Genomic DNA, 23,397 nt, shown 5'->3' on the forward strand with positions numbered 1-23,397 from the left:
CCAAGTGGTCGGATAATAGAATTACGAATAAGGATAATAAAGTTATCTTAAAGGTCTTGTTAAAAGAATTCATTAAGTATCACTTAGTTTTTTGATTTTTAAGATCATACTAATCTAATCTAATACTTTAGCATGCTGAAGGTTTACTATACGTTTGGTTGTCCTAACTGTGGTGGTCCTATCGATGATGAACATTTACTAGCCGGAGTTCCATGTAGTAAATGTTTACCTGGAAGAGTAGAAAATTTAGATTACAGAGTAATCTATGATTTGTTAGTTAAAAATTCTACGTTGAAAGGTTATGCAGAATACTTTTATGATAATGAAACTTTTGAAGAAATAGTTAGGATATTTAAACGGGTAATAGGAAATGAGCCCTGGAATTTGCAAAAATATTGGATAAAAAGATTAGCCAAGAGTGAGAGCTTTTCACTCTCAGCGCCTACTGGATTAGGGAAAACCACAACTCTTCTAGTATATTCATTATTCTTTAGTAATACGACTTTATACGTAGTTCCAACCAACTCTTTAAAAGATCAGATATGCGAACGATTAAGAAACATGGGGGCTAAGGTTAGCTGTAATGATGTTAAAGAAGAATACATAAATGTTGCAACCTTCAATAGAATATTAAGGCATTATGATAACTATGTCAGTCTACAACCAAAGTTAGTCATAGTTGATGATTCTGATATGATTCTAAAAAGTGGTAAAACGACAGAGGTAATGGCTAAAATACTTGGGATATCAGAGGAAATTTTCCAGTATGCTATCAGTTTAATAAGATTGAAAAGAATTCTTAAATTTAACGAAGATGATAAAGAGTTAAAAAATAAAATAGTAGAACTAGAATATAAAATTGGTAGCTGGAAGCCTTTCGTTCAGTTTCTAGTAGCTAGTGCTACGTTAAGGCCAAAGGGTATAAAACAACAAGCCTTAAGAACATTAATAGGATTTGAGCCCTCTACTATTCAGACTTATTTGAGAAACATAGCCGATTTATATTATCAAGGAGTAGATATAGAAGCAATTTTAGATAAAATTTCAGATAATGGCGGACTATTATTAGTTTCCAAAGAATATGGAAGAGAAAAAATGTTAGAATTAAAGGAAGTTATAGAAAAACGAGGATATTCTGCTGGTCTTGCTATATCTGGAAGAAAATTCCTCAATAAATTTACTGAAGGTAAAATTGATTACTTGATTGGTTCTGCCAGTTATTATGGAGTAGCAGTAAGAGGTCTTGATGAGCCTAAAAGGCTAAAATATGTAATCTTCTATGGCATACCTAAAATTAGGTTAAATTTAACCGATGCACTAAACAATCCGTCTCTTATAGTAAAAATAGGAGAATTACTTAATATAGATGTAAAAGATATCAGAAGAAAGCTTCTATTCCTAAGTCCCCCAGAATTTCAAATATTAAGGTATAGTTTAATGAAAGGTGAAGAGCTTAGCGGAAAACTAAAAGATATTAAAGTTAATCTAATAAATATTAAAGAAAAAATATGGGACGTTTTAAAGAGTAATAACATTAAAAAACTGAAAGCAGATACATTTCTAGTAACTGAAAATAATGGTAAATACTACGTATATATACCCGATACTGTCACCTATATTCAGGCTTCTGGTAGAAGTAGTAGAATAATTAGTAACGGTTTAACATTTGGTATTAGCATAGTGCTAGTGGATAATATTGATTTGTTGGATATTCTTTCACAAAAACTAAAGAAAATTATACCAAATTTTATATTTAAAAATATAAATGAAGTAGATATAAGAGAATTAAAATCTTTGGCTGTCTCAAGTAGAGAAGTATCTACGTCCCAGAAAAAGAAAATAAATATTAAGACTATATTGCTAATAGTAGAATCTCCTACGAAAGCTAAGACTATAGCAAGACTATTTGGAAGACCTAGTAGAAGAGAAGTTCATGGCATACCTGTCTATGAAACTATAATTTTAGTTAACGACGAGATTTTAATAACCAATATTATAGCTACTAAAGGCCATATAACCGACTTAACTACAGAAAATATAGGTTACTATGGCGTTGAAGTCGATAATAATGAATTTAACGCGTACTATTCGCCAATTTATAAATGCTATAATTGTGGAAAAACGTTTACAATCAAGTCTAACACATGTCCTTACTGCGGGTCTGTATTTATCTCATCATCAGAGAAAGTTGTTTCAGCATTAAGAAAGTTAAGCACAGAAGTAGATGAAATATACATAGCATCTGACCCAGATCAAGAAGGAGAAAAGATTGCATATGATGTAGCTATGTTAATTAGTCCCTATAATAAGAATATTTATAGAATTAAATATCACGAAATTACTAGAAATGGAATTTTAGATGCTATATTAAATAAAGGAAAAATTAATATGAATCTAGTAAAATCACAAATAGTAAGAAGAATAGAAGATAGATGGATCGGTTTTGAGCTGAGCTCGGCATTAAAATCTATGTTTTATGAAAGGAATCATGGTTCAGGTAGAGTGCAAGGGCCTGTGTTAAGTTGGATTGTAGAGAGAACAAAAGAGTATAAGAAGAATTATGGTTGGATTCTTTATATAAAGTTAGGAGATTACGCTATAAAGAAATTCTTTAGGACCAAAGAGGAAGCAAATAAATTCATAGAAAAATTAAATATTAAAATCAATTTAATATCTGAAAGAAAGGAAATACAAAATCCTTTGCCACCATTCACTACAGATTCGTTATTGATGGATGCATATGATAAACTAGGGATTAGTTCCCAAATAGTAATGAAAATTGCACAAGACCTATTTGAATCTGGTTTAATAACCTATCATAGGACTGATAGTACTCATGTATCTGCATTAGGTATATCAATTGCGAAAGAATATCTTGAATCTAAAAACTTAAATAATAGCTTTAGTGGTAGATCATGGGGAAATGAAGGCACACATGAAGCAATTAGACCAACATCTTCAATGGATACAGAGAGTCTTATTAAAGATATTGAGGATAATCCTAATAAATATTTCATAAAGTTCACTAAATATCATTTAAGAATATATGATTTAATATTTAGAAGATTTATAGCAAGTCAAATGAAGCCAGCCGAGGTTACTTATAGCAAATTTGAAATATTTATAAATGGTGAAAAACTTGAGGTAGAGTTACCCACAAAAATAAGTGGTGGATTTTCTACAATTTATCCTTTAAAAACTTATGTAGTAAGTGAAAAACATTCCACATATTTGACTAAAGGATCTATAATACCATTATTTACATATGCTGAGATAATAAAGAATATGAAAGAAAAAGAAATAGGAAGACCTAGCACTTACGCTAAGACTATTTCCGCACTTATAAGGCATGGATATGTAGTAGAAAGCAAAAGAAAGGCATTGCTTATAGCTACTAACAAAGGCATAAAGGCTTATGAATTTTTATCTTCATGTTGTAGTGACTTAATTAGTGAAAATAGGACAAAATTGTTATTACAGAAAATAGATAAAATAGCAAATGGTGATGTAAATGTCGACTATGTACTAGAAGATTTACACAAGGAGATTACACAAATATCTCGAAAATTAGTAAACTCTCTTAAGCTTGATACTAATGTATGATATTCTTCTTCTGTCTTTTACTTCGCTTCCTATATCAGCTTTTTCTAAAATTATGCCATCTCCAAGTCTATCTTTAAGTTGATTATAGACTTCAACGGCTTTATATATGCTATTTCCCACACCCTTAAGTTCTACTTCATCATATCCTTGATTAAACATAACTATTACATCTAAAACATAATCTTCTACCCTTTTTGTTCTACTTATTAAAATTTCATTTGGCTTTTTCACAGTCATTTTATATCGTTAGTGGATTATAAAGGAAGAAAAATAAATCTGTCTATCAGTAACACGGGCCTTTATCACCGATCATATTTAAGGGCTTCATCATCCAAATTTCTTATTCTGAATATAACTAACAGCATTCAGTACTAAAAATCCGACAGTAGTCTTGCTTACGTAATAATATTTAGGAGATATTGAGAATATTAATGCATCATTTGGATCTTTAAGTCTAAGTTCTAGAATTTCATTAAAAGGAATTTTTCTGAGGAAATAATTTGGATTTTCCACTAAATCTTTAACTCTGAAAACTATTTCTGTTGTTCCTTCAGATTGTAATGGTCTCATTACTGCAATGTATGTTTCATCAAGATTTATTGGACTAAAGGAATTATAATAATCTCCTGAGTCTACTATATCTTTTATATCTTCAGCTAAGCACCATCTCGTTTCTCCACTATCAATATCTATGAATGATAACGTTCTATATTTAGAGCAAGGTTTTCTCATTTTCTTTAGCTTTAACTCTAATGTTTTTTTCGAAACTCCAACTAGTTCAGCCAACTCTTCTAATGTGTAAGCTCCTCCTTTTAATGCTTGGTAGATTTTTAACTGTAAATCGGAAATCCAAGGTCTTATTGGAGTATGAGTTAAAACGGCTTTTCCTAATGGTGTTAATCCTTCTATGGCAATTAGTCTAACTTTTCCTTCTTTTATTTTACTAATATAGTTAAGCGTTCCCTTTATACTAAAGTATCTAGATACTGTCTGTTTGAGAGCTTCTCTTATAATAATTTTATCCTCTTTTGGAATAAGTTTTCCTAATTTGCCGAAACTATATTGAATTTCTTTAGCTATTGCAAAAAATAATGGAGATCTTAATATTGATTTAATTATTAATTTTTTAATATCTTTATAATCCAATGCCAATATCTCTTTAAATAAATCCTCTTTAATACCTCTTATCGAAAAACCATAAATTGATGCTCTCGCAGATACATTCAGATTATATTTCTTTGTAGCTAAATATAATAGCATATGCGATATTGTATTAGCTATTTTTTCTGAAATAATCGTAGAATATATTATTTCATCGTCATCTTTTTCTACATAGATAATTTTTTGTGAAGGTAGCGGTAAATTATGGACTTTATAATAATTAATAAATTTCTCTATTGATAACTTAGCCTCTTTATCTAATAATTCCTTTTCTTTATCTAGGTCTTTAATAACATCAGCTAATTCAGAAGTTAGTAGATTAGACTTAGATATGTTTTCTCCTTTCCAAATAGGTATTTCTCCTTCTCCATTATTTACAGGAACTACATTAATTAAATGCTTATTAAAATCTATATTTACTATTTTCCATATTTTTCCACTTATTCTAATAATATCGTTATTTCTTAAGTGTCTGTAAACATATATAGCATCTATTTCACCTACTGGCGTATTTTCAAAACGGATAGAGAAAGTATCATCAGTATTTATAAATGAGAAGAACTCTGAAAATTCTTTAGCCCAACTCATCTTATTATCTTTTTCAAATCGCCATATTTTGAAGAATGCTTTGCCTAATTTAATACTATTATTTTCTATTTTAATCACTTCTCTTTTGGCTAAGTACCTAATTAATTCATCAAATTTTTGCCTAGAAAGATTCCTATAATAATAAGATGATGTTATAATTTCATATACTTGATCTACATTTATTTCATCATACTGTAACGCTAAGCCAATTATTTCTCTTGATGCAACATCGAGATACGGGAATATATAGGGGCTTTCAATTTTCCCATTTTTAGCCAATTTGTAAAGTGCTAAACTTTCTAATATGTCAAAGTCGTATAAGCATAATATTTCTCCTCGAGAAACACTATTTACTGCATGCCCACTTCTACCTAATCTTTGCAAGAATGAAGCTACTGAGGGTGGAGGTCTATATAAGAACACCTTTTTAATATCTCCTACGTGTATACCAAGTTCAAGAGTCCTAGTACATATAACGAGATTAGCTTTTCCTTCCCTTAAACTTGTTTCTACTTTTATTTTCTCTTCTTTTGATATAGAAGAGTGATGAACATAAATATCGTTTGCATTCATTTTTTCAAGTTCTTCATACAGTCTTTCCGTAGTGAACCTTGAATTTGTAAATAATAAACTAGGTCTTTCAATTTTTGATAAAATAGTTTTTGCAGCGGATTCCCATATATCTTTTTCAGAGGGAATTTTAGATATTTTTACATCAAAAGACTTTGAAGAACTTACTCTTATTATGTGATGCCTTCTTTGAGAGGATCCAAATATAAGTTTGGCAACTATCTCTTCATTATTTATAGTAGCAGATAATCCAATTCTCTGGAAATCATATCCAATAAAATTCTTTAGTCTTTCAAGGAGTAAAGATAGTTGAGCTCCCCTTTTAGAATTTATTAACTCATGAACTTCATCTATTATAACCCATCGTAAATTTTTATAATATTCCCTAAATTTAGTCGCCCAATCTAAATCAATTTCTAGTCCTTCTGGTGTTGTAACTAAGATATGAGGAGCTTTTCTTAATCTGTAACTTTTTTCCTTTTGTGGAACCTCTCCGTGTTTTCTGCTGACAATAAACCCAAGTTTGTTTGCCCACCATTCTATTCTTAACGTTATATCATTAATTAGAGCTTTTAATGGTGTTATATATAGTACGGCAACTGGTTTTATGTTTTCATGAAGCATTAAATTAAATATCGGTAAAAGTGCAGCTTCTGTTTTGCCATAACCAGTGGGTGCAATAACTAATGTGTTATATCCTTCCAAAATTGGAGATAATGTTTGCTTTTGTACCGGTGTTAGTTCGTCCCATCCTTTTTCTTTTATAAGGGTCAGCAACTTAGCGTGCAAATTATTCACTAACTATCACCGCAATCACTAAATGCACATTATACCGCTATTTTTAAAAATTTAAACTCTACGATTCAAAACATGATTGAAAAATACGTTTGTATAGTTTGCGGTAGAATGTTTCCCCAGGGGCAAGGAGTCAAAATAACAATAAAAGGTACTGATTATTATTTTCACAGTAAGGCTTGTGCATATAAGTTCTTACGTGAAGTTGTTCTCTCAGTAGATCCAGATTGTATATCTGGAGTAGCTAAAGACGTTAGAAGAAAATACGATGATATATTAGAAAAGAAGAGAGAAGCTTCTAAAAAAGTAATATAATCAGAGCTCAGCCAGTGAACATCATTTCTCAGCGTCCGCTATTGTCATCATCAAAACAGATTTATTAACAAATTACTATATATTTTCATTTGGAATGTCACAAGTTACGATAAAACGAGTAAATACTTATGAATGGCGTATTGATAAAGGAACGCAAGAGTGTATGAAGGTACCAGTTACAGTCTTTGCAGATGATGTACTTATAGAAAAAATGAAACAAGATCTTACTTTGAAACAAGCAATGAATGTTGCATGTTTGCAAGGTGTTCAAGAGTCTGTTTATGTCTTACCAGATGGGCATCAGGGTTATGGATTTCCTATTGGGGGCATAGCTGCAACAGCAATTGATGAAGAAGGGGTTGTGAGTCCAGGAGGTATAGGATATGATATTAACTGTGGAGTTAGACTTCTTAGAACTAATTTGGATTATAAAGATGTAAAAGATAAGCTTAGAGATCTTGTTGAAGAGATTTATAGAAATGTACCTAGCGGAGTAGGAAGTGAAGGAAAAGTAAAATTGTCTTTCCAGCAGTTAGATAATGTACTGGCTGAAGGTGTGAGATGGGCTGTGGATAACGGATATGGCTGGGAAAAAGATATGGAACATATAGAACAACATGGTAGTTGGGATTTAGCTGATCCTTCAAAGGTTAGTCCTATAGCTAAGCAAAGAGGACATACTCAGTTAGGTACTTTAGGCGCGGGAAATCACTTTCTTGAGATTCAAGTGGTTGATAAAATATATGATCCAGAGGTTGCTAAAGCGTTAGGAATTACCCATGAAGGACAAGTAACTGTAATGGTTCATACTGGTTCTAGGGGATTAGGTCATCAAGTAGCTAGTGATTATTTACAAATTATGGAAAGAGCTATGAAGAAATATAATATAACAGTACCAGATAGAGAATTAGCAGCAATTCCATTTAATACAAGGGAAGCTCAAGACTATATTCATGCGATGGCATCAGCAGCAAATTTTGCTTGGACTAATAGGCAGATGATTTCACATTGGGTTAGAGAAAGCTTTGGAAAAGTTTTTCATGTAGACCCAGAAAAATTAGATTTAAGCATAATATATGATGTTGCTCACAATATTGCTAAAATAGAAGAATATGATATTAATGGAAAGAGAAAGAAAGTTTTGGTTCATAGAAAAGGGGCTACAAGAGCTTTTCCACCTGGTAGCCCAGAAATTCCAGTAGATCATAGGAATATTGGTCAAGTAGTTTTAATTCCCGGTAGTATGGGTACTGCAAGTTATGTTATGGTTGGAATTCCAGAAGGTAGAAGGACATGGTATACTGCCCCTCATGGTGCTGGTAGATGGATGTCAAGAGAGGCCGCTGTACGTAATTATCCAGTAAATTCAGTTGTACAGAATCTGGAGCAAAAAGGAATAGTTATAAGAGCTGCTACTAGAAGAGTAGTTTCTGAAGAAGCTCCTGGAGCTTATAAAGATGTAGATAGAGTAGCTAAAGTAGCTCATGAGGTAAAAATAGCTAAACTAGTTGTAAGATTAAGACCAATAGGTGTTACTAAAGGATGAAAAGAGAAGAATTACTTGTCGAGGAAATAAAAGATCTAACATTAGAAGAGCTTAAGGAGTATGCAGATTTTTATAAGATATTAGATAAAGTTTATGGGTTTACCGCAGAATCAATAGTTAGAGGAGTAAAGATACTAAAAGATATGATAAAAGAAGCCGATTTACGATTCTTATCTTTTACTGCAAATCTGGTATCTACGGGATTAAGAGGTCTATTTGCTGATCTTATTAAGAAAGGATATTTTAATGTAATAATTACAACAGGAGGTACTATTGATCATGATATAGCTAGAAGTTTCGGCGGGAGGTACTATAAAGGTCTTTTCGAATATGATGATTCTATGCTTAGAGAATTAGAAATTCATAGACTAGGCAATATTCTGGTACCAATGGAAAGTTATGGTAAAGTAATTGAAGACGTAGTAAGAAAATATATAAATGAGATAGTTAGTATAAAGAAGGAATGGCCTGTATATGAGCTTTTATGGGAATTTGGTAAAAGAATAAGTGATGAAAACTCTATACTAAAAGCCGCTTATGAGAAAAAAGTTCCTATTATAGTTCCTGGTATTATTGATGGATCATTTGGAACTAACTTGTTTATATACTCACAATTTACTCAATTAAAGTTAAATCTCTTTGAAGACATGAAACTTATAAAGGATCTAATATTTTCATGTAAAAAGTCCGGTGCTCTTATAATAGGAGGAGGGATAAGTAAGCATCATACAATTTGGTGGAACCAATTTAAAGACGGATTAGATTATGCGATATACATAACTACAGCTCAAGAATATGATGGAAGTCTTAGTGGTGCTAAACCTAGAGAAGCTATATCATGGAATAAGATTAAACCGACAAGCGAAAATGTTGTCATCTATGGAGATGCTACAATTATTTTGCCCATTTTGTCAGCATCTTTATTAGGTTAAGCGAATAAAATATTTGTATTGTGATGATTTATGTCATCTGAGAAGTTTACTAGTATTTCTCCTGCTGAATTCTTTAAAAGGAATCCAGAGTTGGCTGGTTTTAGTAATCCTGCAAGAGCCTTATATCAAACAGTCAGAGAATTAGTAGAAAATGCATTAGACGCAACTGACGTCCATAATATTTTACCTTCAATTAAGATAATAATCGAGTTAGTAGATCCTCAGAAGCAAATATACAAGGTTAATGTAGAAGATAATGGAATTGGTATCCCTCCTCATATAGTTCCTAATGCTTTTGGTAAAGTTCTTTATAGCTCTAAATATGTTTTAAGGCAAACAAGAGGTATGTATGGGCTCGGAGTTAAAGCAGCAGTTCTATATAGTCAAATGTATCAAGAAAGGCCAGTAGAAGTAGTCACTTCCCCTATAAATTCTAAAAGAATTTATTTCTTTAAATTAAAAATTGATGTAGTTAAAAATGAGCCTATAATTTTACAAAGGACTTCGGTAGTTAATGAGAAGAATTGGCATGGTACTTCCGTTACACTTTATTTATATGCTGACTGGCAAAGAGCAAAACAAAAGATTTATGAATATGTAAAGAAAACGTACATTATTTCACCTTATGCCGAATTCTTTTTCAAAGATCCAGATAATAATGTAATTTACTATAAGAGATTAACAGATAAGATACCAGAACCTCCTAAAGAAGTTAAGCCTCACCCTTACGGTGTGGATATTGAACTAATAAAATTCATGATTGTTAAGAAAGATAAGCCAGTCCCAGTTAGAGATTTTCTGATTAACGAGTTTCAAAGCATAGGTGATGTTACAGCGGATAAAATATTAGAGATGGCTAAGCTTCCCAAAGATAAGAAGACAACCGAATTAACTGACGAAGAAATTTCCAGATTAGTTGAGGTAATGAAGAAGTTTGATGATTTTAGACCCCCTTCAGCAGAAGCCCTTTCAGTTATAGGAGAAGATTTAATTAAATTAGGATTAAAAAGTATATTTAACCCAGAATTTGCAGAAGCTATTACAAGAAAACCTAAAGCGTATCAAGGACATCCTTTCATAGTAGAGGCTGGTATAGCTTATGGCGGGGCAATACAGCCATCTCCAGAGCCAATAGTATTAAGATACGCTAATAAAATACCATTAATTTATGATGAAAAATCAGATGTTATTTGGAAAGTTGTTACAGAAGAAATGGACTGGAAAAGATACGGAATAGAGGAAGAACAACCTCCGCTAGTAGTTATGGTACATTTGTGCAGTACAAAAGTTCCTTATAGGAGCGCTGGTAAAGAAAGTATTGCTGATGTTGAAGAAATAGAGAAAGAAATAAAACTTGCCCTAATGGATGTAGCTAGAAAATTAAAGAAATACATAACAGAGAAAAGGAAAGAAGAAGAGGCAAAAAAACGTCTTATTACTTACCTAAAATATATCCCAGAAGTTAGTAGAGGGCTAGCTCTATTCTTAGTAGGAGGAGATAAACAGAAAATAGGAGACGCATATTCAGATTTGAGAGAAAAACTACTTAAAATAGCGTTGAATAAACTTGAGGTAAACGATAAAAAATTAGAGGAGGAAATACGTAATTATAAAGTAGAGGAGTTATGAGTAGTGAATTAACTTCTAAGGTGGATAAAGAAGCTAGGAAGAAGGCAGCTGACACTCTTAGGCAAGTTTTTGTAAAATTAATTGAGCAAATAAATAACTCTGAACCTCCAACTATGGAAATTCCAAAGAGAACTCTTGGCAATACTATTTATGATGAAAAGAGAAAGCTACTTCTTTTAGGCGAAGAGAAATTAAAGAGAAGTTTCTTCGATCTTAATGAGTCTAAAAGATTTATGCAAACAGTACTTATGGCTAGTATAATATACGATGCACTTATTAACGATGAATATCCAACAATACGTGATCTATATTATAGAGGTAAACATTCTATTATATTAAAGGATCCTAGAGGTAAAACTTATGAAGAAAATACATGGGATGAGCAAAAGGAGTCAGATAGTGTAATAATGGATATTGAGGTATTTACGTCCTTGCTTAGGGAAGATATGCTTATTCTAAGTAAGGAGAAAGGTAAAGTTGTCGGTGATATGAGAATCAGAAGTGGAAACGACATAATTGATTTAAGCAAAATGGGTCATGGTGCATATTCTATTGAGCCAACCCCAGATTTAATAGATTTTGTAGATATTAATGCTGAATTTGTATTAGTAGTTGAGAAAGATGCTGTATTTCAACAGCTTCATAGGGCAGGATTCTGGAAACAATATAAAGCCATTTTAGTTACAAGTGCAGGACAGCCAGATAGAGCTACAAGAAGATTCGTAAGAAGACTGAATGAAGAACTAAAATTACCGGTTTATATTTTAACCGATGCAGATCCATACGGATGGTATATTTATAGTGTTTTTAGAATAGGATCTATTTCGTTATCATACGAAAGTGAAAGACTTGCTACTCCTAATGCGAAGTTCCTTGGAGTCTCAATGACTGATATTTTTGGCGATAGCAATAAAAAACCGTATCTATCAGAGCAAGAAAGAAGAAACTATATTATAAAAGCCAAAGATGCTGATATAAAAAGAGCTACTGAAATAAAGAACTATCAATGGTTTAAGACTAAGGCATGGCAACATGAAATAGAGATCTTTCTTAATAAAAAGTCTAAGTTAGAAATAGAAGCTATGGCGAGTAAGGGATTAAAATTCTTAGCGTTTCAATACATTCCAGAGAAAATTAAATCAAAAGATTATGTTGAGTGATCCGCCGAGACAGGTTATTTCATCATTCAAAAATTGGGGTCTCTTCATCATTCATAGTATCCTAGGATATCATTAAAAGTATTTCTTTTGCATACTCTACAGTATTGATATATTGCTGGCTGCTTACTTATATCAAAGCTTATATTGATAGTCCATTCTGTCCCGCAATTTCTGCATTTAAGTTTCCATGGCATAATGCTTTTTATATTTCTGAAGTTAAATAAGATTTGCTGTGAAGAGGCTAGATATACTGAATTTGTGATGAAGGGCCAAAGCTCGGAGCAAAGAGTTTATAGCTTTGCCTTAATTAGGTTATTTTGGGAATATAAATGAGCATTCAATACACGACTGTAGGTGATCTAAAGGTAGGTAATTATGTAGTTATTGATGGTGAACCTTGTAGAGTAGTTGAGATAAGTAAGGCCAAAACTGGAAAACATGGAAGCGCTAAAGCTAATATCGTTGCGATAGGTCTTTTCACTGGTCAAAAAAGAACATTAATGGCACCAGTAGATCAACAAGTAGAAGTTCCGATAATTGAAAAACATATAGGTCAAATTTTGGCTGATAAAGGTGATACAATTACGATTATGGATATGGAAAATTATGAGACATTTGACATAGAAAAACCAACAGATGCAGATATAGTTGATAAAATTAGGCCAGGAGCAGAGGTAGAGTATTGGGAAATTATGGGTAGAAAGAAAATTGTTAGGGTAAAGTAAATTGTTAGATAATTTAAAAGATGCAGTTAGAAAATTTTTAGGTTCCTCTAATTATGATAAAGCAGTAAATGACTTTATAAAGGAACTTCAAATTTCTTTAATTAAATCAGATGTAAATGTAAAACTTGTAAGTAATTTAACACAAAAAATAAAAGACAGACTTGAAAAAGAAAAACCACCCACAGCAATAGAGAGAAGAGAATGGTTTATCTCTATTGTATATGATGAATTATCTAAATTATTTGGTGGTGATATAAACCCAGAAATCACGCCTAAGAAGATTCCTTATGTGATAATGTTAGTAGGTGTTCAAGGAAGTGGTAAAACTACAACAGCAGGTAAATTAGCTCTATTTTATAAGAAAAAAGGATATAAAGTTGGATTGGTTGCCGCTGATGTATATAGACCAGCAGCATATGACCAATTGGTCCAGATAGGTAAACAAATAAATGTTCCAGTATATGGAGAGCCAAATAATACAGATGCCGTTGGGATAGCAAAAAGAGGAGTTGAGAAGTTCCTATCTGAAAAATACGATATTATTATTGTTGATACAGCTGGTAGACATGGATATGGTGAGGAAGTAAAACTTTTAGAAGAAATGAAAAATATGTATAGTGAGATTAAACCAGATGAAGTAATCTTGGTAATAGATGCTTCAATAGGTCAAAAAGCCTATGATTTGGCTTCTAGATTTCATCAAGCAAGTCCCATAGGGTCAATTATAGTAACAAAAATGGACGGAACGGCTAAAGGTGGTGGAGCTCTTTCTGCTGTAGCTGCTACTGGTGCTGTTATAAAATTCATAGGTACTGGAGAAAAATTAGATGAGCTAGAAGTCTTTAATCCGCGAAGATTTGTTTCACGTATCTTAGGAATGGGAGACATAGAGAGCATTATAGAAAAAATCAAGGGAATGGAAGAATATGAGCAGATTCAAAAGAAAATGGAAGAGGTTATGAGTGGAAAAGCCAAATTGACCTTAAGAGATATTTACAAGCAATTAATAGCTCTAAGAAAGATGGGTCCTTTAAATAAGATTTTGCAAATGTTACCAGGCTTTGGAGTTTTTTCTCAAATTCCAGAAGAACAATTGAAATTAGGAGAAGAGAAGATTAAGAAATTTCTTGTAATTATGAACTCTATGACATATAAAGAGTTAGATAATCCTTCAATAATAGATAAATCTAGAATAAGAAGAATAGCAAAAGGTTCTGGTGCTTCGCCAGAGGAAGTAAAGGAATTATTAAAGCAATATCAAGTAACTAATAATTTGTTAAAAATGGTTAAGAGGAGAAAAGGTCTTGCAAAACTTTTTGAAGACAGAAATTCTAAGTAAATCACTAGAGTTATTGTCTAAGTATCCTCTTTGTGATAGTTGTCTAGGAAGATGTTTTGCAAGGCTCAGTTTAGGTCATAGTAATGAAGAAAGAGGTAAGGCAATAAAGATATTATTATTAATGGAAATAGATAAGGCAATAAAAGAGCATAAAATAGAAGATTTACCACAAATAAAAGAAGTTCTATATAATATGGGAGAAATAAGCCTTACTTTATATAAGAATTATTTTAATGACGAGTTTCAAAATAGAAGTTGTTACATTTGTGACAATAGAATAAATGAATTTAAAGAAAATTTCCTTAAGAAAGCATTAGAAAAGATAGGAAATAATAAGACTTTTGTATTAGGTGTTAAACTCACTGACGAATTAAAGAATAGAGAAGAAAAATTTATGGTGGAAAATCAATTATTTTATTATGAAAGTATAAAAAATGAAATAAAAAGAGACGTAGGAAAAAAATTGGCTAATATGGGTTTTATACCAGAATTTGATAATCCTCAAGTAGAACTTGTCTATGATATGGAATATGATACTGTAATAGTATTTACTAAGTCTAAAAAGTACTTAGCATTTTATAATAGACTTAGTAGAGGTATACCTATATCTAGTTGGGTTTCTAAAGGAGGAGAATCTTTAGAGAGTCTATTATCTACGCAAGTTGTTGCTCCTTATTCCGAGGCTTCAGAGTACAGAATAATTGATGACTATCCGCTTATAATAGAAAATATAACTGAGAAACAGGTAAACTTGCAAGGATTCCATATTACTGTAGTATCAAAAATTGCGGGAAAAGAGCTATCAACAATTTTTACTATAAAGCCTACTAGACGTCTATATAGAGTAACAGTTTATTCAGATGAGGAAATTAAGGAGGGAATTAAAATTTATGATAAAATTTATGATATATTTATAGAGGCAAAAGATTTTAAAGAACTAAGAGAGAAGATAAAAAATTACCAGGTTATTTCCATAGATTTAATATCTACTGTAGGCAAAAGTAAACTAGTAGCCGACACTTATATTAAAAAGAATTTTTCATAATTAATGAGATGAATGTCGATATAAACGGTAAAAGAGTCTTAATAACTGCATCCACTGAAGGAATAGGTAAAGGTCTAGCAAGAACCCTATCACGAGAAGGATGTAAAGTTATTATTACTTCTAGGAATGAACATAAGGTTAAATCTACTGTTGAAGAGTTGAAAAAATACAACCCTGAAGTTTACGGTTACGTATCAGATTTAACCGATTATTCAAACTTAGAAGCCTTAGTTAAATTTATGTTAGAAAAAATCGGAGGCATTGATGTTCTCATTTTTAATTCTGGAAATCCTCCTTCTGAACCTTCTTATTTTGATGAAACTTCAATAGAGGACTGGGAGTATTCTGTTAAACTCTATTTACTAAGTGCAATAAAACTTACTAAACTGGTTTTGCCCTATATGAAGTCGCAAAGATGGGGCAGGATTTTATATTTATCTTCATGGACAATTAAACAACCTCAAAGAATTTTTGTCTTAGCAGATGTGTCCAGATCTTCAATTGTTCAATTAACTAAGATTCTCTCTAAAGAACTAGGAAGCTATAACATTACTGTTAATACAATACTAATGGGAAGTTTTGAGACAGAAGGGGCAAAAAGAAGTCTTAAAAAATTAGCAGAGAAACAAAAGATAGATTTCGAAGAGTTATGGAAAAAGGAAGTAATAGAAAGATCTCCGTTAAAAAGAACTGGTGATATTGAAAAAGAATTAGGTTCGCTTATTGCATATCTAATTTCTGATTATGCTTCATATATAACAGGTTCCGTAATACAAATAGATGGAGGTACTAGTGATGCAATATAAGTATTAAAGGACTCCTTTAACTTTGGCTTAAGTTACTCATGGTATTACACCTTACAATACTTGACAAAATGTTTATAAAATTGTTTGAACAAGTACTATAATGATAGGTATGGCTGAGAAAAAGGTAAAAGTAAAGACTCCTAGTGGGAAAGAAGCGGAATTGGCACCAGAAAAAGTCTGGGTATTAGCACCTAAAGGGAGAAAAGGTGTAAAGATAGGATTATTCAAAGACCCAGAAACTGGGAAATATTTTAGGCATAAGTTGCCAGATGATTATCCAGTCTAAACTTTTTAATAAAGTCATAATATTTTTCAAAGATGAAGTTAGTTCTTAAGATAAGTGGTAAATTTTTTGATGAGGAGAATATTGAAAATTTTATTTCATTAAGAAATACTATAAAAAATATTGTTAATGAGGGTCATAGACTAGCAATAGTAAGTGGTGGAGGTTCTACAGCTAGAAAATATATCAAAATAGGAAGAGAGTTAGGGGTAAATGAAGCCCACTTAGACTTATTAGGAATATGGGCCTCAAGGTTAAATGCTTATTTGCTAACCTTTATACTCTCTGATTTAAGTTACATGAAAGTACCAGAAAATTTAGAGGAATTTATTGAAAAATGGGAAAGTGAGAAAGTAGTTATTACAGGTGGTTTTCAACCTGGGCAATCCACAGCTACAGTAGCTGCTCTAGTTAGTGAAGCCATAGCTGCTGATTATCTTATCTTAGCTACAAACGTAGATGGTGTATACGATAAAGATCCTAGGTATAATAAAGATGCAAAATTACTTTCTAAATTAAATACAGAAACATTAAAGAAAATTTTAGAAACATCACAATCAGTCAAAGCAGGAACTTACGAGTTGCTTGATCCATTAGCAATAAAAATTATAGAAAGATCAAAAATAAAAGTAATTGTGATGAATTATAAAAGGCTTAATAAAATTTTAGATATTATTCATGGTAAAGATATTGGTAGTATAATTGAACCGATGTGATAAAAATGTCTATATTAAATGAAGAGGAATTTAGGCTATTAAGGGAGCATAGAGGTAAAGTAAATATAAATATAGTAGAAAAGATATTAACTGAGATAGAAGAAGACTACGAAAAAACAAATAATATTGTCTCATCTGTCATATTTGTATATTCTAATTATTTTGATATTATAAAGCAGAATAAAGATACATTTGACTTAATATCTAAAATATTGAATAAATATACTTCAAAAATAGGAGCAGAAAATGTAATTCAACTGATAATAAACTCTCTGAAATAGTTTTTTATTCGAACTTTCCTTTATAGCTTTATTTATAAGGGAATTACCAAAAGTAAAACTACTAGTATGAAAGTAGGAATCCTTGACTCAACCCTAAGAGAAGGAGAACAAACACCCGGAGTTGTATTCACAATAGATCAAAGAGTCGAAATAGCAAAAGCATTATCAGATGTTGGTGTTCAGATGATAGAAGCAGGACATCCTGCAGTATCCTCGGATATTTATGAGGGAATAAAAAGGATTATGAAACTTAAAAGAGAAGGACTTATTACATCAGAAATAGTAGGGCATAGTAGAGCTGTAAAAAAAGATATCGAAGTAGCAGCAGAATTAGAAGTAGATAGAATAGCAATATTTTATGGTGTAAGTGATATTCACCTTAAAGCAAAACATCATGTTACAAGAGAGGAGGCACTTAATATAATAGCAGAAACAATAAGTTATGCAAAAAGCCATGGTGTTAAAGTAAGATTTACAGCAGAAGATGGTAGTAGAACTGATTTAGATTATTTAATAAAAGTGTGTAAAACAGCAAGAGATGCAGGTGCTGACAGAGTAAGTATAGCTGATACTGTGGGTATTCTTTATCCCACAAAAACAAGAGAATTATTTAGTACCTTAGTAAGGGAAGTACCAGGTTTAGAATTTGATATTCATGCTCATAATGATTTAGGTTTAGCCGTTGCTAATGCGTTAGCTGCAATAGAAGGCGGAGCTACTATAATTCATACTACAGTAAATGGATTAGGAGAAAGAGTAGGAATTGTTCCTCTCCAAGTAATTGCTGCAGCAATAAAATATCATTTTGGAATTGAAGTTGTAAAGTTAAATAAATTACAACAATTAGCCAGTCTAGTCGAAAAATATAGTGGTATACCGATGCCTCCAAACTACCCAATAACCGGAGATTATGCATTTATTCATAAAGCTGGTATCCATGTGGCTGGAGTTCTTAATGATCCATCAACTTACGAGTTTATGCCACCAGAGACTTTTGGAAGAAGTAGAGACTACGTTATTGATAAATATACTGGTAAGCACGCACTAAAAGATAGGTTTGAAAAATTGGGCGTTAAATTAAGTGATGTAGAACTAGATCAAGTACTAGCTAAAATAAAATCCAATCCAAATGTTAGATTCTATAGAGATGTAGACTTATTAGAAATAGCTGAGTCAGTTACTGGCAGAGTATTAAAACCTAAACCGCCAGAAAATATTGAAGCTTTAATTTCAGTTAAATGTGAGTCAAATGTTTATACTACAGCAGTAACTAGAAGATTATCTGTTATTCCAGGAGTAAAAGAAGTCATGGAAATCTCTGGAGATTATGATATTCTCGTTAAAGTTGAGGCAAAAGATCCTAATGAACTTAATCAAATTATTGAAAATATCAGAGCTGTAAAGGGTGTAAGTTCTACTTTAACATCATTAGTTCTTAAAAAGATGTAAACTTTTACAATAGCTAAGTATAATTTTTATTTTAGTAAATCTTGAAAGTTATACTAGATTTCTTTATAATTAGTTTATTTTCTTATTAGTAGATAAAATTCTTTTTATTTATTGATTTGATTAAGAATGATACACGTGGCTGAATTATAAGTAATTAAAAGTAAGGTATCTCTCGGATAAATATTTAAGGGTTAACTTGTATTTCCAGCTTATCTTCAACTTTCTTAATTAGCTCAAAGTCTCTATCATTTGTTACTACTATCATATTATGATTTATCGCAATTGACGCTAATATTATATCAACAACATTAACAGGATTTCCTATCTTCCTTAGCTTGACCATAATCTTAAGTGCGAACTCATAATCTTCTTTAGTAGGATATACAACCAAAAGCTTGTTCCTAAGATTGAGTATAGGAGGATATTCAATTACGTTTAAAATACTTGTAATAATAAAGTCTAACTTATCTTGTAAAGTCCTATTTTTATAGATCTCAATCAGAACATTTGTATCATAGATTTTCTCTTTAGTTCTTTCTGAAATTCTTCTTCACCTTGAGGAGGTTCTACAATTAGGTCCTTTTCTTCCACTCCTAATTTTTTAAGCCTCTCTATAATTTCACTACCTGTACTTACATTTTCTATCTTATCTAATTCAGCTTTAATTGCATTTCTAATAATCTCACTCCAATTTATCTCCTTATGTCTCCTCATTCTATTATAAAGCTCGTCTGGTACTTTTACAGTTATAGTTTTCATAAAATATTATTTGTATATACGCGTATATATCCTTATTGACAACTAGTTAACACTTTTGAAAGTATAGTTCATCGATTTAAGGAGTAAAGATCCAGATAAAAAAGCTGATTTCAATTATTGGAATGTGGTTATAGTGACACCACGTTATAAATTATTGATAAGTCAAATACAAAAATTTAGTTTTAACATTATTTTTCTTTAGATCGATTATTTTGAATAGAAAATTATTGGACTAATAGGGCAATTTGGTGTCAATTATGAACTCATTTTATTTTGTTAATATGAAATTAAATAATTGATTCCTTATTTGGTAATTCGGTAAACTAATGTTATATTACGGATTAGATTGACATTATGATATATAATCAATTATTTATTAGTATAATTATTCTAATTCTATGTGAGAAAATTATAATTCTCATTAGTACTCAGCACTATAAATCTATATAGATTGCGATCCTTCTTACTTCTCAGATAAAATAACCTAATAACGGCACTATTCATTTATGTATGATTACTACTAAAAAATCACAAAATACTAATCCTTCCATTTTCGTTAGCCAAGTAAATTTCATAATCTTTTTTGCAAAATATACCGCTTTCAATTATTGCAGGAATTTCTTTTACCAATCTTTCAAAATCACATAAATTTTCCCTCTTTACAATAACATCTAAAATTATATTCCCATTATCTGAGATTATGGGACCAATTTTACCATTTCCCTCTCTTATTTTTGCCTCATAACCCCTTTCTTTAAAAGCTGAAATAACATATGATACTCCTACCGGTACAACCTCAACAGGAACAGAATACTCTTTTAAATCCTTAAGTTTTGACTCTTCACCAATAAATATCTTTTCTTTAGAGAATGTATATAACATTTTTTCTCTAAGCAAAGCGGCTCCTCCACCTTTAATCATAATCTTGTCAGAAGTCACGAAATCAAAACTATCTATATATACTTGAGGTCTTAAACCAGAATATAAAGTGATTACCATTCCTTCTCTCTTGCTAATCTCTAACTCCGTATCTATTGAGCTTGCCACAAATATCTTTTCCTTTAAAAGACCTTCTTCACTTAAAACTTCTATTAGTTTCTTTACTGTTTTACCTGTTCCTAAGCCTATTAGTTTATACTCCTTTAATTTATCAACAATAAAGCGAGCTACTACTTCTTTTGGGTCCATGAGAAGAACTATTGATATGTTGAATAAAAGGTTTAGGATGAAGAAAACCTATTTAAGCTATTGTACAAAATTTATAAACTAGAGCGGGGGTGCCCGAGCTGGTCAAAGGGGGCGGACTCAAGACCCAAGGGGGATATCCGCTGGCGTAGGCCTGCGTGGGTTCGAAGCCCACCCCCCGCATTATGTTTTTACGTAAAATTCTATAATTTTGTCTAAAGATCCTGCTATTGATCATTTCTTTTACCTTCATTTGATGAGATAATACCTTCTCTTATCTTTCCTTATCTGATATTACTCTGTTAAATCCTTCCTCTTTTTATGTGTGAGTGTGGAGATGGTATCGCCATTCAACTATTTCTATGAATTTTTTACACATAGTAATATGTTAATTCAATATTTATGCTACTTATAAAGAAAGGCGATTTAATAAATTTATATTGCGAATTTTAGCACTATGACCTACATTAACTTTTCTCTGATTATAAAATTTTCTGTATTAAATGAAATTATTCTTGTAAAATGGATTCAAGATATACAGTATTTAGATAGAGTTATTTTTATCCTGATAACTGTCTTTGATTAAGAAGAAAGATTAGGTAAGCTAAATGCGAGAGTTTTTTACCATCTACACAAATTTTATTTTATGATACTAGTCATAGATAACGATGGTAATATTTTAGCAACTTTCAGTAATGAAGAAGATGCATATAATTTTGTTAAAGAGAAAATGAAAGAAGGTAAGAAAGTTCACTTAAAAATTCAGCATGAGAAGTTTTTTGCTGTAGACGAGAAGGGTAATGTAATAAGAGAATTTAGAGAATTAAGCGATGCGTATGAATTTTTAAAATCAAGAGATGGAGAAAAAATAAGAATATTAATTGACGATAGAAGCTTTTATGTCATAGACGATATAGGCAACATTCTAGGTGTTTTTAACAGTGAAGAAGATGCATATAATTTTGTTAAAGAGAAAATGAAAGAAGGTAAGAAAATTAGAATAATTCCTCCTGCACAACTCTATATGAAATGAGAATTAAAATTATGATAGGGAACATAGAGGACTGGTTTTTAGTAGATACAGGATTTAACGGAGATTTAATAGTCAAAACAGAAATTTTCGACAAAATACGTACAAAACCGTCAGACGGAGGAGAAGTTTGTGTTGCTAAAGACCTTTGTTTTTCAGCCTTGCAAAAGGTAGTTAGCATAGATATTTTAGGAAGGCAAATATTATGCAGAGCCTTATGGATCCCAGAACTAGAAGACAATATAGTAGGTGAAGGAGCATTAATAAAAGCTGGAATTTTATTAGATTACAAAAATTTTACAATTTTAGATCCTTAGATTAGAATTATTGATTTTTAAAGTTAAATTACATAAATTAATTTTCTATTTATAATTGTTTTTAAGGTAAAAAAATCTATGCAAATTACGTTAATAATGTAAACTCTACTGTCTCGTTTCATAGCAGTAGACAAGATAAGAAGGGACACCTAAATAATCTTTTTTATATTCTACTTAGACCTCAATTTTATCATCTCGAAAATAATTTTATGGAGTTAAAAGTTATATAAAATAATTTTACTGAATATTCTTGATATTCTTGCATAATAATATTATCTTGTTTTTACGAGATAATTAATAGCAAGCAGAAGTCGGGTCTTTCATACCTTCTATATAAGTATGATAGAAAGATGTATTACTGAACTTCACATTCTTAAATTTAGACAAAAAGGCATTAAGCTTAAATTTAATTCTAGTAATATTGAGTGTGGAGATAGTGTCGTCATTAGGGTATAAATTCTGGGATTAGCCTTCTCTCCCATAAGACTAGGGCTATAGAATACTTCATCATGCTTATGCTCCTATTCACTGCCTTTGTTGCCCTCTTGAAACGTATAAGCCTATCCCTTAGTGAGGAATGAAGTGCCTCGTTGGGGTTAACGGGTGAGACTACCGTGTGATCCTTTAACCAAAAGTTGTAATCATCACTCACCCACCTACCCTCATCCGGTAAGTACATTTTAATCTCACTGAAAGTATTCTCATCCCTATCACCAACAGAGTAAATTGGGTAGAGTCCAAGACCCGTGAAAACGTAACAAGTGAAGACCCACTTGTAGAAAGCCCTAGTGTTTCTGTACAAGTACGTCCACATCTCATCAACAACCTTAGTAACAACCTTACCCTTAACAAACTCTTTAGCCTTATTCCATAAGTCAACTAGCTTCTCATACTTCCTCCCACCATAACGCTTAACCCAAGTAAACACAGTACCCAAAGGTACGTTAAGAACCCTAGAAATAGCCCTCATACTCATACCATTAGAATACATCCTCAAAGCCAACTCCCTAACCCTCTTATGATTAGAAGCATCACCCAAAAAACGCTTACCACAATCCCCATACTTCTGCCTACCCAACCACACTTAACAACATGATGACTACCACAAGAAGGACAAGTTAAGTCTTGCCTAAATACAGGCTTCCTACCCATAAGTAATACAA

At 31.5% G+C, this 23,397-nt stretch carries 22 protein-coding genes, 1 tRNA gene and 1 pseudogene; 17 read left to right on the plus strand and 7 right to left on the minus strand.

The genetic code is table 11. The annotated features are described in order from the left end of the window. Positions 1-132: 132 nt before the first annotated feature. Complete coding sequence (gene rgy / locus D1869_RS07440; protein ID WP_156014562.1) at positions 133-3,603, plus strand: reverse gyrase; 3,471 nt, start codon at positions 133-135, stop codon at positions 3,601-3,603. On the opposite strand, the gene D1869_RS07445 is transcribed toward rgy, so the two are convergent. Both D1869_RS07445 and D1869_RS07450 read right to left on the minus strand, forming a co-directional pair. Continuing rightward, positions 3,568-3,840: a ribonuclease P subunit p25 family protein gene (locus tag D1869_RS07445; RefSeq protein WP_010979312.1), complete on the minus strand. Its 273-nt coding sequence runs from the start codon at positions 3,838-3,840 to the stop codon at positions 3,568-3,570. The genes rgy and D1869_RS07445 overlap by 36 nt on opposite strands. Before the next feature lie 90 nt (positions 3,841-3,930). Continuing rightward, the gene (locus D1869_RS07450; protein ID WP_156014563.1) at positions 3,931-6,720 is read right to left on the minus strand and encodes a DEAD/DEAH box helicase; all 2,790 of its coding nucleotides are present in this window, start codon (positions 6,718-6,720) and stop codon (positions 3,931-3,933) included. A gap of 72 nt (positions 6,721-6,792) precedes the next feature. Here D1869_RS07450 and D1869_RS07455 point away from each other — a divergent pair, with 72 nt between their 5' ends. From D1869_RS07455 to D1869_RS07475, 5 genes are all read left to right on the plus strand, one after another. Next, positions 6,793-7,032: a hypothetical protein gene (locus tag D1869_RS07455; protein WP_156014564.1), complete on the plus strand. Its 240-nt coding sequence runs from the start codon at positions 6,793-6,795 to the stop codon at positions 7,030-7,032. A 94-nt stretch (positions 7,033-7,126) separates the two neighbouring features. Then, the gene (locus tag D1869_RS07460) at positions 7,127-8,578 is read left to right on the plus strand and encodes an RtcB family protein (RefSeq protein ID WP_156014565.1); all 1,452 of its coding nucleotides are present in this window, start codon (positions 7,127-7,129) and stop codon (positions 8,576-8,578) included. Beyond that, positions 8,575-9,510, plus strand: coding sequence for a deoxyhypusine synthase (locus tag D1869_RS07465; protein ID WP_156014566.1), 936 nt, complete (start codon positions 8,575-8,577; stop codon positions 9,508-9,510). Before D1869_RS07460 ends, D1869_RS07465 begins: the two co-directional genes overlap by 4 nt. A 30-nt stretch (positions 9,511-9,540) precedes the next feature. Then, positions 9,541-11,139: a DNA topoisomerase VI subunit B gene (locus D1869_RS07470; RefSeq protein ID WP_156014567.1), complete on the plus strand. Its 1,599-nt coding sequence runs from the start codon at positions 9,541-9,543 to the stop codon at positions 11,137-11,139. Further along, entirely contained in the window at positions 11,136-12,299 is a 1,164-nt protein-coding gene (locus D1869_RS07475) for a DNA topoisomerase IV subunit A (RefSeq protein ID WP_156014568.1), read from the plus strand. The genes D1869_RS07470 and D1869_RS07475 overlap by 4 nt, the downstream gene beginning before the upstream one ends. Positions 12,300-12,346: 47 nt before the next feature. Here the strand turns inward: D1869_RS07475 and D1869_RS15140 are convergent, their stop codons facing one another. After that, positions 12,347-12,493 carry a hypothetical protein gene (locus D1869_RS15140; RefSeq protein WP_168065283.1) on the minus strand — a complete coding sequence of 49 codons (147 nt, stop codon included), beginning with the start codon at positions 12,491-12,493 and terminating at the stop codon, positions 12,347-12,349. A gap of 135 nt (positions 12,494-12,628) precedes the next feature. Between D1869_RS15140 and D1869_RS07480 the strand changes: the two genes are divergently transcribed. The 8 genes from D1869_RS07480 to lysS all read left to right on the plus strand — a co-directional run bounded on the left by D1869_RS07480 (position 12,629) and on the right by lysS (position 18,943). Then, a complete protein-coding gene (locus D1869_RS07480) occupies positions 12,629-13,024 on the plus strand; it encodes a translation initiation factor IF-5A (protein WP_010979318.1) in 396 nt (131 codons plus the stop codon). 1 nt (position 13,025) lies between these two features. Next, positions 13,026-14,363 carry a signal recognition particle protein Srp54 gene (locus D1869_RS07485; protein ID WP_156014569.1) on the plus strand — a complete coding sequence of 446 codons (1,338 nt, stop codon included), beginning with the start codon at positions 13,026-13,028 and terminating at the stop codon, positions 14,361-14,363. Next, a complete protein-coding gene (locus D1869_RS07490) occupies positions 14,341-15,408 on the plus strand; it encodes a pseudouridylate synthase (protein ID WP_231113780.1) in 1,068 nt (355 codons plus the stop codon). Before D1869_RS07485 ends, D1869_RS07490 begins: the two co-directional genes overlap by 23 nt. An 8-nt stretch (positions 15,409-15,416) precedes the next feature. Further along, positions 15,417-16,214, plus strand: coding sequence for an SDR family oxidoreductase (locus D1869_RS07495; protein WP_156014571.1), 798 nt, complete (start codon positions 15,417-15,419; stop codon positions 16,212-16,214). 109 nt (positions 16,215-16,323) lie between these two features. Further along, complete coding sequence (locus D1869_RS07500; RefSeq protein ID WP_052846948.1) at positions 16,324-16,500, plus strand: chromatin protein Cren7; 177 nt, start codon at positions 16,324-16,326, stop codon at positions 16,498-16,500. Between the two features lie 32 nt (positions 16,501-16,532). Continuing rightward, positions 16,533-17,213: a UMP kinase gene (gene pyrH / locus D1869_RS07505; RefSeq protein ID WP_010979322.1), complete on the plus strand. Its 681-nt coding sequence runs from the start codon at positions 16,533-16,535 to the stop codon at positions 17,211-17,213. Positions 17,214-17,218: 5 nt separating this feature from the next. Beyond that, a complete protein-coding gene (locus tag D1869_RS07510; RefSeq protein WP_052846949.1) occupies positions 17,219-17,494 on the plus strand; it encodes a hypothetical protein in 276 nt (91 codons plus the stop codon). Positions 17,495-17,560: 66 nt separating this feature from the next. Next, positions 17,561-18,943 (plus strand): homocitrate synthase, encoded by a 1,383-nt coding sequence (lysS, locus tag D1869_RS07515; RefSeq protein ID WP_010979323.1) that lies wholly within the window; start codon positions 17,561-17,563, stop codon positions 18,941-18,943. A gap of 184 nt (positions 18,944-19,127) precedes the next feature. Here lysS and D1869_RS07520 read toward each other — a convergent pair whose 3' ends face one another. From D1869_RS07520 to rpiA, 3 genes are all read right to left on the minus strand, one after another. Then, positions 19,128-19,334, minus strand: a complete 207-nt coding sequence (locus D1869_RS07520; RefSeq protein WP_156014572.1) for a type II toxin-antitoxin system VapC family toxin — start codon at positions 19,332-19,334, stop codon at positions 19,128-19,130. A 107-nt stretch (positions 19,335-19,441) separates the two neighbouring features. Further along, entirely contained in the window at positions 19,442-19,702 is a 261-nt protein-coding gene (locus D1869_RS07525; RefSeq protein WP_010979325.1) for a hypothetical protein, read from the minus strand. 528 nt (positions 19,703-20,230) lie between these two features. Next, a complete protein-coding gene (rpiA, locus tag D1869_RS07530; RefSeq protein WP_156014573.1) occupies positions 20,231-20,890 on the minus strand; it encodes a ribose 5-phosphate isomerase A in 660 nt (219 codons plus the stop codon). An 83-nt stretch (positions 20,891-20,973) separates the two neighbouring features. Between rpiA and D1869_RS07535 the strand changes: the two genes are divergently transcribed. The 3 genes from D1869_RS07535 (at position 20,974) to D1869_RS07545 (ending at position 22,234) form a co-directional block, all read left to right on the plus strand. Continuing rightward, positions 20,974-21,070 (plus strand) — tRNA-Leu (locus tag D1869_RS07535). Positions 21,071-21,533: 463 nt separating this feature from the next. Continuing rightward, positions 21,534-21,920, plus strand: coding sequence for a hypothetical protein (locus tag D1869_RS07540; RefSeq protein WP_156014574.1), 387 nt, complete (start codon positions 21,534-21,536; stop codon positions 21,918-21,920). Further along, entirely contained in the window at positions 21,917-22,234 is a 318-nt protein-coding gene (locus D1869_RS07545) for a clan AA aspartic protease (protein WP_156014575.1), read from the plus strand. The genes D1869_RS07540 and D1869_RS07545 overlap by 4 nt, the downstream gene beginning before the upstream one ends. Positions 22,235-22,679: 445 nt before the next feature. Here D1869_RS07545 and D1869_RS07550 read toward each other — a convergent pair. Then, positions 22,680-23,386, minus strand: a pseudogene (locus D1869_RS07550) (helix-turn-helix domain-containing protein). Positions 23,387-23,397 lie beyond the last annotated feature (11 nt).

It is taken from the genome of Sulfurisphaera ohwakuensis, from assembly GCF_009729055.1.
Lineage (GTDB): Archaea > Thermoproteota > Thermoprotei_A > Sulfolobales > Sulfolobaceae > Sulfurisphaera > Sulfurisphaera ohwakuensis.

Coding starts and splice junctions, on each gene's coding strand:
- rgy (WP_156014562.1), top strand. CDS start 133: ATGCTGAAGGTTTACTATACGTTTGGTTGTCCTAACTGTGGTGGTCCT.
- D1869_RS07445 (WP_010979312.1), bottom strand. CDS start 3,840: ATGACTGTGAAAAAGCCAAATGAAATTTTAATAAGTAGAACAAAAAGG.
- D1869_RS07455 (WP_156014564.1), top strand. CDS start 6,793: ATGATTGAAAAATACGTTTGTATAGTTTGCGGTAGAATGTTTCCCCAG.
- D1869_RS07460 (WP_156014565.1), top strand. CDS start 7,127: ATGTCACAAGTTACGATAAAACGAGTAAATACTTATGAATGGCGTATT.
- D1869_RS07465 (WP_156014566.1), top strand. CDS start 8,575: ATGAAAAGAGAAGAATTACTTGTCGAGGAAATAAAAGATCTAACATTA.
- D1869_RS07470 (WP_156014567.1), top strand. CDS start 9,541: ATGTCATCTGAGAAGTTTACTAGTATTTCTCCTGCTGAATTCTTTAAA.
- D1869_RS07475 (WP_156014568.1), top strand. CDS start 11,136: ATGAGTAGTGAATTAACTTCTAAGGTGGATAAAGAAGCTAGGAAGAAG.
- D1869_RS15140 (WP_168065283.1), bottom strand. CDS start 12,493: ATGCCATGGAAACTTAAATGCAGAAATTGCGGGACAGAATGGACTATC.
- D1869_RS07480 (WP_010979318.1), top strand. CDS start 12,629: ATGAGCATTCAATACACGACTGTAGGTGATCTAAAGGTAGGTAATTAT.
- D1869_RS07495 (WP_156014571.1), top strand. CDS start 15,417: ATGAATGTCGATATAAACGGTAAAAGAGTCTTAATAACTGCATCCACT.
- D1869_RS07500 (WP_052846948.1), top strand. CDS start 16,324: ATGGCTGAGAAAAAGGTAAAAGTAAAGACTCCTAGTGGGAAAGAAGCG.
- pyrH (WP_010979322.1), top strand. CDS start 16,533: ATGAAGTTAGTTCTTAAGATAAGTGGTAAATTTTTTGATGAGGAGAAT.
- D1869_RS07510 (WP_052846949.1), top strand. CDS start 17,219: ATGTCTATATTAAATGAAGAGGAATTTAGGCTATTAAGGGAGCATAGA.
- lysS (WP_010979323.1), top strand. CDS start 17,561: ATGAAAGTAGGAATCCTTGACTCAACCCTAAGAGAAGGAGAACAAACA.
- D1869_RS07525 (WP_010979325.1), bottom strand. CDS start 19,702: ATGAAAACTATAACTGTAAAAGTACCAGACGAGCTTTATAATAGAATG.
- rpiA (WP_156014573.1), bottom strand. CDS start 20,890: ATGGACCCAAAAGAAGTAGTAGCTCGCTTTATTGTTGATAAATTAAAG.
- D1869_RS07540 (WP_156014574.1), top strand. CDS start 21,534: ATGATACTAGTCATAGATAACGATGGTAATATTTTAGCAACTTTCAGT.
- D1869_RS07545 (WP_156014575.1), top strand. CDS start 21,917: ATGAGAATTAAAATTATGATAGGGAACATAGAGGACTGGTTTTTAGTA.